Here is a 17,088-nt window from a genome sequence, read left to right as displayed (position 1 = left end):
ACCCCCGTGGGAGGCCCGGGCCGCTGGCCACGCCGTTACGGACGGCAGCCTTCAGTCCGATTGTGGGTGGTGGGTGGGGTGGTTGGACGGTTATCCGACCCGTTCGATCACGGCACGTCGGATGAGGAATTTGCCCGCCTCGCGAACCTGCTCGAAGGCCGCGTTGTTCAGCAGGACACAGCTGCCGGACGTGCTCGCCACCTTGACCGTGGTGCTCTTGTTGTTGTCCAGGTTGGTCACCTTGAGGGTGGTGCCGATCGGGAAGGTGCCGCTGGACGCGGCCGCGTCGCCGCCCTCGCCGGAGAGGGTCACCGTCGAGCCCTTGCAGACGACCTCGCCGGCGCCGCCCTGGTTCTGGCCTTGGTTCTGGTTCTGGCCTTGGTTCTGACCCTGGCCCTGGTTCTGGCCCTGGCCTTGTGCCTGGCCCTGGCCCTGCGCCTGCCCTTGGCCCTTGCCCTGCGCCTGGCCTTGACCCTTGCCCTGGCCTTGACCCTGCGCCTGGCCTTGGCCCTTGCCTTGACCCTGACCCTGGCCCTGCGCGGGGGGCTGGGCCTGGACGTCGGCGGTGCAGCCCGCGGTCGCCCGGCGCTGGTTGATCAGGTCGACGACGGCCTGCCGGTTCGCGATCCGCGCCTCGGAGAGGGCGTCCGGGTTGGTCTTCTGGCCGGCGATGAAGGTGAGGTTGTTCTGGAGGGCGGTGTCGAGGCCGGCACAGCTCTCACCCGCGCTACTCATTCCCGTGCTGACGGCGAAAGCGCCGCCGGCGAGGGCCGCCGCCGCGACGCCGATCAGCACCTTGCGGGTCCGGCCGGTCATCCTGCTTCTCCGGTACATGCACCGCTCCTTCGTCTCGACGAGCTGCCCCGTTGCAGCATCGTTATCTACGGAGGGTGGGTACCGAAGGGTTCAGCAAACACTCCTAAAAATTTAGAGGCGCAGTGACTCCGGGGCGTGCAGCCGGAGCATCGTCGCACCGATATCCGGGGGTATACGACGCTTTGTCAGCAGCGATCCGGTCACCATCACCGTGAAAGCCAGCGGTACCGTCCACGCGGCCGGCTGCCCGACGAGCTGAGCCGGCCATCCGGTCAGCGGCGGCCCCATAACGGTGAGTAGCACCGCACCCATCGCCGCGCCCCCACCGGTCACGATGCCGGCCACCGCGCCGACATCGGTCAGGCCGCGCCACCAGATGCCCAGCACCAGCAACGGGCAGAAGCTCGATGCCGCCACCGCGAACGCCAGCCCGACCACCCGCGAGACGTCCATGTTGGCCACATACACCGACAGGGCCATCGGTACGGACGCAGCGAGCACCGTGGCCACCCGGAAGTCCCGCACCGAGCCACCCCGGTCGGCGTGCATGACGTCCGTGAAGACCACCCCCGCCACGCTGGTCAGCAGCCCGGACGACGTCGACAGGAACGCCGCCAGGGCGCCCGCGGTGACCAGGGCGCCGAGGAACTGGCCGAGGTGGCCGCCGCCGAGCGCCGCCTCGGGCAGCATGAGCACGACTGCGTCCGTACGCCCGGTCATCAGCAGTTGAGGGGTGTAGATGCGGCCGAGGACCCCGTACAGGGTCGGCAGCAGGTAGAAGAGGCCGACAAGCGCCAGCACGACCAGGGTGGTGCGGCGGGCCGAGGCGCCGTCCGGATTGGTGTAGAAGCGGACCAGGACGTGCGGCAGCCCCATCGTGCCGAGGAACGTCGCCAGGATGAGCGAATACGTGGCGAACAGGGTGGAGTTCCCGCCCGGCAGCAGCCACGACTCGTCGCGGTTCCCCTCGACGGAGCTGACCTCGGGCACCCGCTCGCCGGGCGCGAACGCGAGCTCGTCGCCGGCCCGTACCCGTATGGCGCCGTCCAGCACCGCGTCCTGCTCGACGACGACGGTGGTCGCGGTGGAGAAGACCGGGCCGGCCGGGGGTGTGACAGCCGGGCGCCCGTCCGCCTGCCATTGCAGCGCCAGAAAGATCACTGGTACGGCCAGAGCCGTCAGCTTGAGCCAGTACTGGAACGCCTGGACGAACGTGATGGCCCGCATCCCGCCGAGCGCGACGTTCGCGGTGACGACCAGGCCGACCAGCAGCGCGCCCCACTCGTACCGGCCGCCGGTGACGGTCGTGAACGTGAGGCCGGCGCCTTGGAGCTGGGGCACCAGATAGAGGCAGCCGATGAAGACCACGAAGACGGTCGCCAGCCTCCGCAGCAGCGGCGATCGCAGGCGCACCTGGCAGAAGTCGGGCAGGGTGAACGCGCCGGACCGCCGCAGCGGCGCCGCGACGAAGAGCAGCAGGGCCAGGTAGCCGGCGGCGAACCCGACCGGATACCAGAGGACGTCGACGCCGTACCGCAGCACCAGGCCGGCGACGCCGAGGAAGGACGCCGCGGACAGGTACTCGCCACTGATCGCGGCGGCGTTCCAGGACGGGCTGACCGACCGGGAGGCGACCAGGAAGTCCGAGGTGGTCCGGGCGAAGCGCAGGCCGTACGCGCCGATCCCGACCGTGACCAGCACGACCACGACCAGCCCGGGTACGACGTACGGATTCACGCTTCGGGCCTGCGGACGACGGCGGTGAACTCCTGCTCGTTGCGCTCCGCCCAGCGCACATAGGCCCAGCCCACCCCGACCAGGAACGGGAACGACAGGAAACCGAGCAGCAGCCACGGCAGGTTGATCCCGAGCACCTTGACCTGCCCGACCGCGGGCGCCACCGCGAAGAGCAGGGGCAGCGCCCCGAGCCCGGTCACGACCACCAGGCCCAGCCGGACGGCGAGCGCGAGCTGGGCCCGGACCAGGCCCTTGACCAGCGCCTCCCCGACCGCGGTCCCGTCCGCCAGGTGAGCCCGGGCCGGGTCCGCCGGCCGGCGCCGGGCCGCGGCCTCGCCGAGCACGACCCGGGTGCGCTTCGGCGCAGCACCGGTCTCGTCGCTCATGACCGGCAGTCTGGCCGCTCGGGCCGCAAAGTCAAGCAGGCTACGGCCTCGTCGCGCAGGTGGAGTGGTACACGGGCGGATTCTTGGCGAGCACCTCGCGGGCGCGCTCCCGGGCAAGGTTGGTGCCGCGCCGATCGTCCACATTCTCGTCGAGGTCCTTGTAGACCGGCTCCAGCGCGCAGTCGCGCTGTTCACCCCGCAGGCGGTCCAGCGCCGGCACGGCATCGGCCGACAGCTGCGAGAGGTACGCGGTGTCGATGCTTCCGCTCTGCTCGTACCGGCTCACGTTGCGGTCGGCGATGAGGTGATCGGGATTCGCCGCGGCGAGGCCGAGCAGGGCCAGCACGCCCACCGCCACGACGGTCCGGGGCAGCCACGACGCCCTCAGCCGCAGGCCCGCGCCGAGCACGAGGAGGAACACGACGCCCAGCCACATCTCGCAGACCGACACCAGGACGCGCAGGCGGGTCAGCCCGTAGGTATCGGCGTAGAGGTCCATCCGGTGCAGCGCCGACGCCACGATGACGAGCGTGAGGACGGACAGCGCCCCGAGCACCGCACGGATCAGCACCCGGTCGGTACGCGTACCGCGCGGCGCCCACCGGGCGGCTCCGGCGAGGACGAGCAGGGTGAGCCCGGTGACGATCAGCAGCTGCCAGAAGCCGCCGCGGGCGTACTCCGCGTACGTGAGGCCATCGGTGTCCAATACGTGCTGCGAGCCTCCGAAGAGGACGGTGAGCTGAACGCCGACGAAGAGCCCGAAGAGCAGGACGAGCAGGCTCAGCGGTACGGCCCACTCGAGCCTGGTCACGCGCCGGCGTCCCGATCCGTCCGGTCCGGACAGGTCCGGCGGGGCGGCGCGCAGGTAGGCGGCCCCGCCAAGCACGCAGACGGCCACGGTGAAGACGAAGATCCAGCGGGTGACGGTGCCCGCGTCGACGTCCGGGACGACCGCGCCGATCATGTCGGCGAAGGCGGCGTCCGCGGAGGCGAACAGCGAGCCGAACACCAGGAGCAGCACTGCCGACACCGCGACGGTCGCCGCGATCCGTGCACCGTTGCCGCCGCCCTGGCGCGCGGTGGTCGCCCCGCGGGTGAGCCACGGCAGCGCTCGCAGCCCGGCGAACGGGGCCATCAGCGCCGCCAGCAGCATGCCCCGGGTCGACCGTCCACCCGCGACGGCGAGCGCACCGGTGAGCAGCGAGGTGGCGAGGCAGAGCAGGAACAGCCAACCGGCCGCGCGGAACGTCCCGACGCCGAGCAGGGCGAGGGTCGCCACGGACCAGCCGAAGCGATCGCTGCCGAGCTTCCGCGGCTGCCAGGCGACCAGCGGCCGTGGTGCTGTGGGCGAGAGCTTGCCCGGCACGGCCCGGGCGACGATCAGCGCGACGACTCCCGCGACGGCGGTGACCGACCATCCGATGCCGGGACGGTCGAGTGGGATGCTGAGCGCCGCCACGATGCCGGCGAGCAGGACGGCCGTCAAGGTCGCGACCGTGGCCGGGCGTCCGGGGCCTGGCCAGCGGCGGCCGAAGAGCGACGGGTCGGCCCAGGGACCGTGGAGCGGCGCCACCGGGGGAGCGCCGGGAGGTTGCCGATAACCCGCCGGGCCGGCCGGGGGCGGCGCGGCGAGGGCGGTGGCCGCCTGTTTTCCGGGCGGAGGAGAGGGCTGGGCCGGCGGTGGACTGGTGGTCGGCATGGTCGTCTCCTACGTCAGAGGGAGGGTCACGTGGATGTGGCAGCCGGGCCCCGGGTCCGCGACGGCGATAGTGCCCCGGTGCAGCTGGACCACCCAGTGGGCGATGGCCAGGCCGAGGCCCGTACCGCCGTCCGTGGCCCGCTCCCCGCGGGTGAAGCGTTCGAAGACGCGTTCGCGGTCGGCCGCCGGGATGCCGTCGCCCTCGTCGATGACGGCGATCCGGACGTGGTCGTCGTGGCGTTCGGCGCGGACTGTCACAGTGCCACCGGGCGGGCTGTGCCGGGCCGCGTTGTCGAGCAGGTTGGCGAAGACCTGGTGCAGGCGTTCGCGATCGCCGGTCAGCTGGATCCGCGGCGTGGTGACCTCGAAGCGGACGTCGTGCCCGGCGCCGTCCGCGGTCACTCGCGCCTCGCGGACCACCTCGTCGAGGAACGCGGCCAGGTCGATGGGCGCCCGGGCCAGTGGGACCACACCGGCGTCCAGGCGGGAGAGGTCGAGCAGCTCGGTGACGAGCCGGCCCAGGCGCTGGGTCTGGGCGAGGGCGGTCCGCATGGTCTCGGGCTCGGCGCCGGAGACGCCGTCGACGATGTTCTCCAGCAGGCCGCGCAGGGCGGTGATCGGGGTCCGGAGCTCGTGGGAGACGTTCGCGATCAGTTCCCGGCGTTGCCGGTCGGCGGCGGCGAGGTCGGCCGCCATCTGGTTGAACGCCGCGCCCAGCTCGCCCACCTCGTCGCGGGAGGTAGCGCGTACCCGCCGGGTGTAGTCGCCGCGGGCCATGGCCTTGGCCGCGACGGTCATCTCGCGCAACGGCACCGTCGCGCCGTGGGCCATGACCTGGAGAGTGATGAGGCCGAGCGCCACCGCGATGGCGAACCAGGACAGTTCGACCCGGATCCAGTCGAGGCTCCACCAGAAGATCAGCAGGCCCACCCCGCCGGCCAGGCCGAGCGCCAGGGACAACTTCGCCTTGATCGAACGTACGGGGTCGAGCGGTCGAGGCAGCCAGCCGAGGACCCGGGTCAGCAGCCTCACCGGGAGACCTCCAGGGCGTACCCGACGCCGTGGACCGTGCGGATCAGATCGGCGCCGAGCTTGCGGCGCAGGCCCTTGATGTGGCTGTCCACGGTTCGAGTGCCGGAGGCGTCCGCCCAGCCCCAGACGTCGGCGAGCAGGCGTTCGCGGGGCAGCACCGTACGCGGCCGCGCGGCCAGGTGGACCAGCAGGTCGAACTCGGTCGGGGTCAGGTGAGCCTCCCGGCCGGCCCGGTGCACCCGGCGCTCGGCCACGTTGATCTCGAGATCGCCGAGGCGCAGCAGCTCCGGCTCCGCCTCCGGCGCGGGAACGCGGCTCGCCCGGCGCAGCAGGGCGTGCACCCGGGCGGTCAACTCCCGCATCGAGAAGGGCTTGGTGAGGTAGTCGTCGGCGCCGACCGCGAGGCCTACCAGCAGATCGGTCTCGTCGTCGCGGGCGGTGAGCATCAGCACCGGCACGGGCCGCTCGGCCTGGATGCGCCGGCAGACCTCGAGGCCGTCGAAGCCGGGCAGCATGACGTCGAGGACGACGATGTCGGGCCGGACCCGCCGCGCGGCCTCCACGGCGCCCGGGCCGTCGCCGGCGAGCGCCACCTCGAACCCCTCGGCCCGCAGCCGGGCGGCGACCGCCTCGGCGATCGTGCGCTCGTCCTCGACGACGAGCACCCGGCGTACCGGCCCGCCCGCTGCGCTCGAGGTCCCCGTGCCCGCGTTGCCACTCATCTCGCTGCCCTCCAGCCCGCATCCTGCTCGGCGATCGCAAGACCGGCGCGCCCCCGTCGCCGCCGATCTTCGCCGTGCGGTGGCAGCCTATTGACCAGGAGTGCAGGCCCGGGGGTGGACTTGTGGACGACTTGTGAAGATCACCGTCAGCCTGTGGATAACTCTGGGGACAACGCTGTGGACCTGTGGAAAACGCTGTGGATGTCAGCGGGTCCAGTCGTTTTTCGCCGCGCGGATGAGCTTGTCCTTCAGCTCCCGGGTGTGCCGGCGGCTGACCGGGAGCTCCGCGCCGTCGATCGTCACCACGTACCCCGATTGGGTGAGCCGCAGCTCGGCCACCAGCCGCAGCTGCACCAGGTAGGACCGGTGGATGCGCACGAAGCCGGCATCCGCCCAGCGCTCCGCCAGCGTCGCCAGCGAGACCCGGACCAGGTGTGACGCATCCGCGGTGTGCAGCCGGGCGTAGTCGCCCTGCGCCTCGACCCAGCGCACCGACGAGCGCGGCAGCATCCGGGTCGTGCCGGCCAGCTCGACCGGGATGCTCGGCTCCTCCGCTCGTTTGGCGAGCGCCGGCGGCGGTGCCGCGCGCAACCCCGCGACCCGGCGCAGCGACTCGGCGAGCCGCTCGGCGCGTACCGGCTTGCGGACGTAGTCGGTGACGCCAAGGTCGAACGCGTCCACGGCGCCGTCGTCGTACGCGGTCACGAACACGATCGCCGGCGGGCGGGCGAACCGGCGCAGGATCCGGGCCAGCTCCATCCCGTCCAGCCCGGGCATGCGGATGTCCAGGAACACGGCGTCGACCTCGGTGTCCCGCAGCACCCGCAGCGCCTCGGTGGCATCGCCGGCGCGGTGCACATAGGCGACCCGCCCGTCCGCATTGAGCAGGTACGCAAGCTCGTCCAACGCCGGCGGCTCGTCGTCAACGGCCAGCACGACCAGGCTCACGCCCGTACCCCCGGGTGGAATTTCGGCACGCGCATGCTCACCTTCGTCCCCGCTCCCGGCGCCGTCTCCACCACCAGGCCGAAATGGTCGCCGAACACCGAGCGCAGCCGCTCATCCACGTTGGAGAGGCCCACGTGCCGGCCGGCGTCGTCGCCCGTGCCGTTGGCGGCCTCCGCCACCCCCTCGGCGAGCGCCGCCGGGTCCATGCCCACGCCGTCGTCCTCGACCGTGATGTGGCATTCGGCACCGGCGTCCCGAGCTTCGATGCTCACCGTACCGACGCCCGGTTTGCGGGAAAGGCCGTGCCGGACGGCGTTCTCCACCAGCGGCTGCAGGCAGAGGAACGGCAGGCCGACCGGCAGCACCTCGGGCGCGATCTGGAGCCGGACCTGCAACCGGTCGCCGAAGCGGGCGCGTTCGATGGTCAGGTAGCGGTCGATGGAGCGCAGCTCCTCGGCCAGCGTGGTGAAGTCGCCGTGCGCGCGGAACGAGTAGCGGGTGAACTCGGCGAACTCCAGGATCAGCTCGCGGGCGCGTTCAGGATCGGTACGCACGAACGAGGCGATCGCGGTGAGCGCGTTGTAGATGAAATGGGGGCTGATCTGGGCCCGCAGCGCGCGGACCTCGGCGCGGGCCAGGCGTTCCCGGGACGACTCCAGCTCGGCGAGCGCGACCTGCGAGCCGGCCCACCGGGCGGTCTCCATGGTGGCCTGCACCAGCCCGGGCGCCGGTTGGTCATCGGCCACCGCCACGAGCGCGCCGAGCGCCTTCCCGTCCGGGCCGGTCAGCGGCGTCACCACCGCACCGCGCACCACGCAGTCCATCCGGTCGCAGGGCAGGTCGCCGGCTCCGAGCACGATCGAGCGGTTGCTGGTCACCGCCCGGCGGGCCGCCGCCACGAACTGGTCGATGTGGTGGCTGCCCGGGCCGTCGGAGGCCAGGCAGCTCTTGCCGTCGCTGACCACCAGCCCGGGCGCGCCGACGAGCCGGCGCAGGTGGCGTACGGCCTTGCCGGCCGAGGCGGCGGTCAGGCCGCTGCGCAGCGGCTCGGCGGCGAGGGAGGCGGCGTGCAGCACCTCGTACGTGGCCCGCTGACCGGCCGTGGCGATCCTCCGCCGGGCGCGCAGCCGCAGCACCGCCACGACGGCCCCGGCCAGGGCGGCGAGTACGGCGACGACCGCTAGGACGCTCCCGGCCTGACCACTCACGCACGCATCCTGTCCGGAACCGTCCCGGAACGCCAGGACGGCCGGCGGCTAATAAGCGCCCTTGCGCTTCAAAACCACCCAGATCGTGCGCCACATGATGCTGAGGTCGTAGGTCAGCGACCAGTTGTCCACGTAGTAGAGGTCGAGCCGGACCGCCTCGTCCCACGACAGGTCGGAACGCCCGGAGACCTGCCACAGGCCGGTAATGCCGGGCCGGACCAGCAGCCGGCGCCGCACGTCGCCCAGGTAGTCGCCGTCGTCGGCGGGCAGCGGGCGCGGGCCGACCAGCGACATCTCGCCCTTCAGCACGTTGATCAGCTGCGGCAGCTCGTCCAGCGACGTCGCCCGCAGCTTGTTGCCGAAGGAGAAGATCCGCGGGTCGTTCTTCATCTTGAAGAGCATGCCGTCGGAGTCGTTGAGCTCCTCCAGGCTGGCCTTGCGTTCCTCGGCGTCGACGTACATGGTCCGGAACTTCCAGACCCAGAAGGTACGTCCCTCGTGGCCGACGCGGGGCTGGCGGAAGAAGACCGGGCCGGGGTCGGACAGCCGGATGCCGAGCGCGATGAGTCCCAGCACCGGCGTGAGGAACAGCAGCCCGAAGAACGCGGCCACGCGGTCCAGCAGGTTCTTGGCGAGCCAGCCGGGGCCGGAGAGGGTCGGCTCCTCCACGTGCAGCAGCGGCAGGCCCTCGATCGGGCGGATGTGCACCCGCGGCCCGGCGATGTCGGTGAGCTGCGGCGCCACCACCAGGTCGACGCCGGTGCCCTCGAGCTGCCACGCGAGGCGGCGCAGCTCCCCCGGCTCCGCGCTGGCCGAGCCGCAGACCGCGATCGTGTCGGCGCCGACCTCCCGGACGAGGGTCAGCACGTCGCGGGCCGCGTACACGGGAACGGGGGTTTCGATGCCCCGGGCCGCCGCGTAGCCGTCGGTGATGTGGATGGCGACCGGGATGAGGCCGGCGGCGGGGCTGCGGGTGACCGCGGTGTAGACCTCGAGCGCCTCCGGCAGGGTGCCCATGAGAACCATGCGGTGCGCGCCGTGACCGGTCTTCCTCCGGGCGACGTGCAGGACCTGCCGGGCCGAATACCGGCAGAAGAGAATGAATATCAGCGAGGCGGTCGTGACGTACGCGATGGTGACGCGGGACAGCTGGGTCTTGGTGGCGAACGACAGCAGGGACACGCCGGCCACCACGGTGACGAAGCCGCGGACGACCCGTTTGAACTCCTCGCTGCCCAGCCCCAGGTAACGGCGGTCGTAGCTGCCGTTGCCCCAGAGGATGATCACCCAGCCGAGCGGCACGCCGAGGAAGGCGACCAGGTAGAAGATCTCCTCCCGGCCTTGGAAGCCGGAGTTCGCCTTCTCGATGAAGGTGACGGCGAGCCAGCTCGCGAGCATCGCGGAAAGCAGATCGAGAACGATCAGGACCGCCGTGTACGGCCGGTGCCAGCGGGACAGTCGGCGATGCGACCGGGTCCAAGCCGACCGGGGCACGCCGTTACTGGGCGGCGGATCCTGCTGCCACTCGAAGCTGTCGTACGGCATGCCGCTCCGGCTCTTGCTGCCACTGGACGCCGGGCGCTGGAGGCTCGTGGTCACCTCGCCTATGTCCTCCCGCATCACGTACCGCCCACACCGAGAACATTACGCACCGCCACGACCCCCTGGACTCCGGCGGGTCGCCGGTCCCCTGCGCGCCGCCGACGAAGCACGGGACCGGGCCACTATACCGATGGAACGACGCAGAAGAAGGGGACGTTGTGGTCGCTTTCCCCCGGGAAACGGCACGCCTACGGTGCGTTACTACCGGATCAACTTGGACAGCCGTCGATCGGCCAGGGGCTTGCCACCCGTTTGGCACGTGGGGCAGTACTGAAGGCTCTTGTCGGCGAACGAGACCTCGCGGACGGTGTCGCCGCAGACCGGGCACGGCAGGCCGGTGCGGGCATGCACGCGCATCCCGGCGCGCTTTTCACCCTTGAGCTCGGCGGCCTTCTGACCCACCGAACGGGCCACGGCGTCGGTCTCCACCTGGCGGGTCGCCTCGTACAAAGTGGTGAGCTGCTCGTCGGTCAGCTTGCCGGTCAGCGCGAACGGCGACAGCTTCGCCACGTGCAGGATCTCGTCCGAGTAGGCGTTGCCGATGCCGGCGAGCACCTCCTGGTCGGTCAGCACGCCCTTGATCTGCCCGTTGCGGCTGCGGATGCGCTCGGCGAACCGGTCCCGGTCGACCGCCAGCGCGTCCGGGCCCAGCCGGGACACGCCGGGCACCTCGGCGGGATCGCGCACGAGGTACGCGGCCAGCGACTTCTGGGTGCCCGCCTCGGTCAGGTCGAAGCCGGAACCGTCGTCCAGGCGTACCCGTAGAGCGATGGGCCCGCTGCCCGGCTTGAGCGGGGCGGGCGACTTGAAGGAGTCCCGGTAGTGCAGCCAGCCCGCCCGGGCGAGATGCACGACGAGGTGCAGGTCGTCGCCGAACGAGAGGTCCAGGAACTTGCCGTGCCGGCCGGCGCCGGTCACCGCCAGACCCGCCACCGCGCTCGGCGCCGGGTCGTACGTCTTCAGGGCGCTGAACGAGGAGACCTCGAAGCGCTCCACGGTATGGCCGACCGCACGCTCCCGCAGGTACGCGGCGAGCGCCTCGACCTCGGGCAGCTCAGGCACGCCCTAACGGTAGCGTTTGTGGCCGTGAAGGTCGTCGTTGCGCACAACCGGTATCGCGAGGCCATCCCCTCGGGGGAGAACGTCATCGTCGACACCGAGATCGCCCAGCTCACCGCGGCGGGCGTCGAGGTGCTGCCGTTCCAGCGCGCCTCCGACTCGATCGCGGACCTGCCGGCGAGCCAGAAGGTGCTGCTGCCGGTCTCGCCGATCTTCGGCCGGGCGGCGCAACGGGACCTCGCCGATCTGCTGCGGCGGGAGAAGCCGGATCTGCTGCACCTGCACAACCCGTACCCGTTGCTCTCGCCCTGGGTGATTCGCACCGCGCACGCCCACGGGGTGCCGGTCGTGCAGACCGTGCACAACTACCGGCAGGTGTGCTCGTCCGGGCTCTACTTCCGCGACGGGCACAACTGCACGGACTGCCGGGGGAAGGTGCTCGGCTGGCCGGCGATCCAGCACAAGTGCTACCGCGGCTCGGCCGCGCAGAGCGCGCTGATGGCGACCACGCTGGCCGTCCACCGGCCCACCTGGCGTTCCGTGGACCGCTACATCGCGCTCACCGGGCGGATCGCCGCACACTTGAGCGACTACGGCATTCCGGACGACCGGATCGTGATCAAACCCAACGGGCTGCCGGACCCGGGCGAGCCGGATCCGCTGGGCGACGGTTTCCTGTACGCGGCCCGCCTGTCCCCGGAGAAGGGTCTGGCCCTGCTCCTCGACGCCTGGCGGCGGCACCCGGACGGCGCCCTGGGTCCGCTGCGCATCGCCGGCGACGGTGAACTGCGGCCGCTGGCGGAACAGGCGGCGGCCGAACGCGGTGACGTGACGTACCTGGGCGCCCTGGATCGGGCCGGCATGGTGGCCGCCCGGCGCGACGCCGCGGTGATCGTCGCCGTGCCGACCTGGAACGACGTGCTGCCCACGGTGATTCTCGAGGCGATGGCGGCGGGCCGGCCGGTGCTCGGCACCGAGGTCGGCGGGATCCCGTACCTGCTGGGACTCGGCGAGACCGAGTCTCCCGCGGGATGGGCGGTACGCCCGGATGCCGCAACGCTCGCCGCGGCGCTGCCGATCGCGCGGGCCGATGCGGCCGGCCTGGCCCCGGCCGCGCGGGACCGCTACCTGCGCGCCTTCCATCCGGACGTGGTGACGCGGCAGCTCATCGACATCTACACCGGGCTCACAGAGGTAGACAACCGTCGAAGTGGGGAATGCTCGACGGCATGACCTCACGTCGGACCGTCCTCCTGGGCGCCGTCCTCACCGCGGCCGCCGGCGGCGCCGGATACGCCATCGGGCACAGCGAGCGGGCCGAACCCGCGGCGGCACGCGCCCCGGCCGCCCCACCGCCCAAGTACCGCTCCCGGCCGGACCTGCGCACGCTGCCGGACGTGACGATCACGACGCCGGCGAACGCGACCGCGCCGGGCTTCATCCTCCTCACCCCGGCCTCCGGCACCGGCCTGTGGGGACCGTTGATGGTCGACGACAAGGGCTCGCCGGTCTGGTTCCGCAAGGTGCCCGACCCGGCCACCGTCGCCATCGACCTCAAGGTGCAGCAGTACCGGAACCGGCCGGTGCTGACCTGGTGGGAGGGGACCATCGGCGGCACCGGCGGGCAGGGCGTGGGGCAGGGCGAGTTCGTCGTCGTGGACACCGCGTACAGGGAGATCACCCGCGTCCGGGCCGCCGGCACCGAACAGGCCGACCAGCACGACTTCGTGATCACCCCGCGAGACACCGCCCTGTTCTGGGTCTACGACCCGGTCCCGTACGACCTGTCGGCGCTCGGCGGCCCGAAGGACGGGGTGCTGCACGACGGCGTCATCCAGGAGATCGACATCAGGACCGGCCGGCGCCTGTTCGAGTGGCGGGCCCGCGAGCACGTGAGCCTCGACGAGTCGTACGCGCCACTGCCGCAGGGCGAGTCCGCGCACCTGCCGTACGACTACTTCCACGCCAACTCGGTCGGCCTCGACGCGGACGGCCACATCCTCGCGTCGGCGCGGCACACCTGGACCACGTACAAGATCCATCGCGACACCGGCGAGGTGATCTGGCGGATCGGCGGGAAGAAGTCGAGCTTCGCCGTCGAGGAACGGGCGCGGTTCAGCTGGCAGCACGACTTCCGCCGCCGCCGAGACGGCTCGTACAGCGTCTTCGACAACGGCGCCGGCGTCACCAAGGAACGGGAGCAGTCGCGCGGCCTGGTGTTCAAGGTCGACGAGCAGGCCCGCCGGGTCTCGTTCGTGCGGGAGTTCCTGCACCCGCGGAAGCTCTCGGCGCCGACGCAGGGCAACTTCCGCGAGCTCGCGGACGGCGGCTCGTTCATCGGCTGGGGACAGATGCCCTATTTCACCGAGTACGCCCCCGACGGCACGGTCCGGCTCGACGGGCATCTGCCGCTCGACAACCAGTCGTACCGGGCGTACCGGGCGGAGTGGACCGGCATCCCCCTCGACCAGCCGGCGCTCGGGCTGCGCGTCGACGGCGGGAACGTGGTGGTCAGTGCCAGCTGGAACGGCAGCACCCGGGTGGCGAAGTGGCGCGCCCGGGCGGGCGGCCGGCCGGGCGCCCTGAACCAGACGGTCCGGGCGCCGCGGACCGGCTTCGAGACGACGCTGACGGTGCCCGGCACGCCGGAATACGTGGTGGTGGACGCCCTCGACGCCGCCGGGAAGGTGCTGAGAACGTCGTCCGCGGTGCCGGTCCGGGTCTGAACCGTGCTCAGCCGCGCAGGGACTGCCGGCCGGCGAAGGCGATGCTGGCGGCCAGGAAGGCGCCGTTGATCAGGGTGAACGCGCCGATGACGAAGATCGTCCAGTGCGGAGCGACGGTGAGCACGACGCCCGCGAGGGCGATCACCGCGCCGTAGTCGCGGACCAGCTTGACCACCCGCACCGGGAAGGACCGGCTGGTCACCATGCTGGCCGCCTGCGAGCCGGTCTGCATCACGGAGGTGACCAGGTTGACCATCCAGGTGCCGGCGAACGCCGCCAGCAGCCACGCCGGGGTGGCGGGCACCTGCGCCTCCGCCGTCGCCGACAGGGCGGCCACCAGCGCGATCTGCCCGGCCACGTCGCAGAGCACGTCGACCCGTCCACCGGCCGGGCTGGCCTGACCCGTGACCCGGGCGAGCTGGCCGTCGGCGCAGTCCAGGGCGTACGCGAACTGCCAGCCGAGCAGGGCGAGCAGGCCGACCGGCCAGGCCCAGACGCGGTCCTCGGCCACCGGGCCCGCCGCCGCGACGACGACGAACGAGACCAGGCAGCTCAGCCCGAGGTTCGCGACGGTGAGCACGGTCGGGGCCAGCCGGCGCTTGTGCGCGAACACGGCGATCCGGGCGCCGATGCGCTGGCTGATCGCCTCGCTGAAGAGCCCGCCGCCGCGGTTGACGGCGTAGTAATCGGCGGCCGTCGGGGCCGCGCCCGCCACAGTGGTCGCGTTGGGGCCCGCCGGTTCAGCACCGGAGCTTTTGTCCTGCGCACCGGAACCCTGGCCGGGCATATCGGGCCTGCGGCCCGGGCCGCCGACGGTGCCGTCGCGGCCCAGGACCGAGCCGCCGCCCGGGCCGCGGGCGGAGCCTCGAGGGTCAGCGGCGGGCGACGGCGTCGACATACTCGGCCAGCTTCCTGCGGATCTCTTCCGGGGACATGGCGAGGTGCTCGATGATCGTGTAGCGGTCCGGCCGGGTCCGCGGCGCGAACTCCACGACCTCGACGAACTGCTGCGACTTCAGGCCGACGTCGGCCGGGGTGCGGGGCAGCTGGTGCCGGGCCAGGCAGTCCGACATCTGCGCGAAGCGTCGCTCGTCGCCGCGGAGGAACGTGCAGAACAGCGCCCCCATGCCGGCGAGCTCTCCGTGCGACGCCGTGCCCGGGAACAGCGAGTCGGTCGCGTGCATGATCTCGTGGCAGCCGCCGCTGGACGGCCGGCTGCTGCCGCACACGGCCATGGCGAGACCGCTGGAGATGAGCGCCTCGGCCAGCACGGTGACGAAGGCGTCGTCGGTCATGTCGCCCGGCATGTTCAGCACCGCCTCGGCGCCCATCCGGGCCAGCGAGGCGGCGAGGCCGTCCACCGGCTCGCCGCGTACCTCGCGGGCCAGCTCCCAGTCGGCCAGGGCGCTGATGTTGCTGATCACGTCGCCGATGCCGGACCTGTTGATCCGTTCCGGGCCGTTCTCGACGAAGTCCAGGTCGACGATGACGGCGATCGGGATGTGGACGCCGTAGGAGCCCTTGATGCCGTCGTTGATGAGGCTGGCGACCGGCGACGCGACGCCGTCGTTGGCCAGGCTCGTGGCGACCGAGACCATCGGCAGGGCGTAGCGGGTGGCCGCGTACTTGGCCGTGTCCACCGTCTTGCCGCCGCCGATGGCGACAACCGCGTCGTAGGCGCGGGACCGCAGTTTGGCGCCCAGCTCGATCGCCGCGTCCAGGGTGCCGCCGGCCGTCATGTAGACGTCGGCCGAGCCCAGCGACGGGCGGATCAGGTCGGCGATCTTCTCGCCCTGGCCCGGCCCGACCACCACCGCGACGTCGCCGCCGGAGGAGATGCGGCCGTCGGCGAGGATCGCGCCGAGGTCGCTCACCGCCCCGCGGCGTACGTCGATGTGCAGCGGGGTCTGGACGCTGCGGGCTAGTAACGGCATGCGATGTCCCGGGCCTTGGCCAGGTCGTCGTGATTGTCCACCTCGACCCAGGGGATGTCGCCGATGGTCGCCGCGCGGATCTCGCCGCCGCGGTCGGCGTACTCCTGGTAGCCGTCCTCGTAGTAGAGGTTGGGGTCGCGCTCCCAGGTGGTCTTGAGCGCGTCGGCGAGCTCGGCGGCCGCGGAGGCCTCGATGACCGTGGCGCCGATGTACTCGCCGAAGGCGTCGGCCGGATCCATCAGCTTCGTGATCTTCGTCAGCCGGCCGTCCTCCGAGAAGATCGTCTTCATCTCCTCGTCAGCGAGCTTCTTCACATTGTCGACGGCGAGAAGGATGCCCGGCCCACGGTTGGCGAGGAGGGTCTCCTCGACGCTCACCGGATGCACGGTGTCGCCGTTGACCAGCAGTGCGCCCTCCGCGAACCGGTCACGCGCCAGCCACAGCGAGTACGCGTTGTTCCACTCCTCGGCCTTGTCGTTGTGCACGAGAGTGATCTTGACGCCGTACTTCTGCTCGAAGGCGTCCTTGCGCTCCTCGACCGCGCCGGCGCAGTAGCCGACGACGATCGTCACGTCGGTGAGTCCCGCCGCGGCGAGGTTGCGCAGCGAGATGTCCATGATCGTGGTCTCCCCGTCCACGGGGACGAGCGCCTTCGGCAGCGTGTCCGTGTACGGACGCAGTCTGCGTCCGGCGCCGGCGGCGAGTACCAGACCGATCATGGGGTGGTTCCTTCCGAGTCGAGGGGGGTGCCTGCCGAGGATAGCGGTGCGTTCATATACCGAGAGTGTGCAGGACCGCGAACCCGCTCTCGGCGATCCGGCGAATCATCGCGTCGCCGTCGTCCAGCACCGCCAGCTCGTCCGGGCCCAGCCAGCGGAACTCCGTGTGCTTGCCCTCCTCGAGCCGGGGCCGGCCGAGGTCCCCGTCGACCTTCACCAGGAAGTCCGTCTCGTGCCGGTCCAGCCCGTCGGCTCCGGTCCAGGTGTGCTCGCCGACGACGCCCAGCACGGCGCTCATCCGCCACCCGGTCTCCTCGTGCACCTCGCGGGCCAGCGCCTCGGCGACCGTTTCGCCCGGTTCCACGTGGCCGCCGACGATGTCCCAGGTGTTCGGGAAAAGCTTGCGTTGCGGGGAGCGCCGCTGGAAGAAAATGCGGCCGCGGTCGTCCACGACGAGAGCACCGGCGACGGGCAAGGGGGCATGGGGCACGAGGAAAAAT

16 protein-coding genes are annotated in these 17,088 nt (G+C 71.7%); 2 read left to right on the top strand and 14 right to left on the bottom strand.

The features are described 5' to 3' along the window. Positions 1 to 90: 90 nt before the first annotated feature. The 10 genes from AB0368_RS17790 to AB0368_RS17745 form a co-directional block, all read right to left on the bottom strand. On the bottom strand, positions 91 to 834 hold the full coding sequence (locus AB0368_RS17790; RefSeq protein ID WP_366154958.1) for a hypothetical protein: 744 nt from the start codon (positions 832 to 834) through the stop codon (positions 91 to 93). 93 nt (positions 835 to 927) lie between these two features. Then, the gene (locus tag AB0368_RS17785) at positions 928 to 2,553 is read right to left on the bottom strand and encodes a cation acetate symporter (protein WP_366154957.1); all 1,626 of its coding nucleotides are present in this window, start codon (positions 2,551 to 2,553) and stop codon (positions 928 to 930) included. After that, the gene (locus AB0368_RS17780) at positions 2,550 to 2,939 is read right to left on the bottom strand and encodes a hypothetical protein (RefSeq protein WP_366154956.1); all 390 of its coding nucleotides are present in this window, start codon (positions 2,937 to 2,939) and stop codon (positions 2,550 to 2,552) included. The genes AB0368_RS17785 and AB0368_RS17780 overlap by 4 nt, the downstream gene beginning before the upstream one ends. Before the next feature lie 40 nt (positions 2,940 to 2,979). Next, entirely contained in the window at positions 2,980 to 4,638 is a 1,659-nt protein-coding gene (locus AB0368_RS17775) for a DUF4173 domain-containing protein (RefSeq protein ID WP_366154955.1), read from the bottom strand. A gap of 9 nt (positions 4,639 to 4,647) precedes the next feature. Further along, positions 4,648 to 5,670: an ATP-binding protein gene (locus tag AB0368_RS17770; RefSeq protein WP_366154954.1), complete on the bottom strand. Its 1,023-nt coding sequence runs from the start codon at positions 5,668 to 5,670 to the stop codon at positions 4,648 to 4,650. After that, positions 5,667 to 6,392 (bottom strand): response regulator transcription factor, encoded by a 726-nt coding sequence (locus tag AB0368_RS17765; protein ID WP_366154953.1) that lies wholly within the window; start codon positions 6,390 to 6,392, stop codon positions 5,667 to 5,669. Before AB0368_RS17765 ends, AB0368_RS17770 begins: the two co-directional genes overlap by 4 nt. Positions 6,393 to 6,596: 204 nt before the next feature. Then, positions 6,597 to 7,361, bottom strand: coding sequence for a LytTR family DNA-binding domain-containing protein (locus tag AB0368_RS17760; RefSeq protein ID WP_366155218.1), 765 nt, complete (start codon positions 7,359 to 7,361; stop codon positions 6,597 to 6,599). After that, a complete protein-coding gene (locus AB0368_RS17755; protein ID WP_366154952.1) occupies positions 7,337 to 8,548 on the bottom strand; it encodes a histidine kinase in 1,212 nt (403 codons plus the stop codon). Before AB0368_RS17755 ends, AB0368_RS17760 begins: the two co-directional genes overlap by 25 nt. A gap of 48 nt (positions 8,549 to 8,596) precedes the next feature. Next, positions 8,597 to 10,156, bottom strand: coding sequence for a sugar transferase (locus tag AB0368_RS17750; RefSeq protein ID WP_366155217.1), 1,560 nt, complete (start codon positions 10,154 to 10,156; stop codon positions 8,597 to 8,599). Positions 10,157 to 10,351: 195 nt separating this feature from the next. Continuing rightward, positions 10,352 to 11,212 carry a DNA-formamidopyrimidine glycosylase family protein gene (locus tag AB0368_RS17745; RefSeq protein WP_366154951.1) on the bottom strand — a complete coding sequence of 287 codons (861 nt, stop codon included), beginning with the start codon at positions 11,210 to 11,212 and terminating at the stop codon, positions 10,352 to 10,354. 24 nt (positions 11,213 to 11,236) lie between these two features. On the opposite strand from AB0368_RS17745, the gene AB0368_RS17740 reads away from it, so the two are divergent. Both AB0368_RS17740 and AB0368_RS17735 read left to right on the top strand, forming a co-directional pair. Next, positions 11,237 to 12,442 (top strand): glycosyltransferase family 4 protein, encoded by a 1,206-nt coding sequence (locus AB0368_RS17740; protein WP_366154950.1) that lies wholly within the window; start codon positions 11,237 to 11,239, stop codon positions 12,440 to 12,442. Next, positions 12,439 to 13,935 (top strand): arylsulfotransferase family protein, encoded by a 1,497-nt coding sequence (locus AB0368_RS17735; RefSeq protein WP_366154949.1) that lies wholly within the window; start codon positions 12,439 to 12,441, stop codon positions 13,933 to 13,935. The genes AB0368_RS17740 and AB0368_RS17735 overlap by 4 nt, the downstream gene beginning before the upstream one ends. 7 nt (positions 13,936 to 13,942) lie before the next feature. On the opposite strand, the gene AB0368_RS17730 is transcribed toward AB0368_RS17735, so the two are convergent. The 4 genes from AB0368_RS17730 to AB0368_RS17715 form a co-directional block, all read right to left on the bottom strand. Then, the gene (locus AB0368_RS17730) at positions 13,943 to 14,722 is read right to left on the bottom strand and encodes a CDP-alcohol phosphatidyltransferase family protein (protein WP_366155216.1); all 780 of its coding nucleotides are present in this window, start codon (positions 14,720 to 14,722) and stop codon (positions 13,943 to 13,945) included. Between the two features lie 85 nt (positions 14,723 to 14,807). Next, complete coding sequence (locus AB0368_RS17725; protein ID WP_366154948.1) at positions 14,808 to 15,869, bottom strand: iron-containing alcohol dehydrogenase family protein; 1,062 nt, start codon at positions 15,867 to 15,869, stop codon at positions 14,808 to 14,810. After that, complete coding sequence (locus AB0368_RS17720; protein ID WP_366154947.1) at positions 15,857 to 16,588, bottom strand: phosphocholine cytidylyltransferase family protein; 732 nt, start codon at positions 16,586 to 16,588, stop codon at positions 15,857 to 15,859. The genes AB0368_RS17725 and AB0368_RS17720 overlap by 13 nt, the downstream gene beginning before the upstream one ends. Before the next feature lie 52 nt (positions 16,589 to 16,640). Beyond that, positions 16,641 to 17,078: an NUDIX domain-containing protein gene (locus AB0368_RS17715; RefSeq protein ID WP_366154946.1), complete on the bottom strand. Its 438-nt coding sequence runs from the start codon at positions 17,076 to 17,078 to the stop codon at positions 16,641 to 16,643. Positions 17,079 to 17,088 lie beyond the last annotated feature (10 nt).

The sequence above is a fragment of the Actinoplanes sp. NPDC051475 genome (genome assembly GCF_040689425.1).
In the GTDB taxonomy this organism is placed as follows: Bacteria; Actinomycetota; Actinomycetes; order Mycobacteriales; family Micromonosporaceae; genus Actinoplanes.
This window is presented reverse-complemented; position numbering and strand designations above follow the sequence as displayed.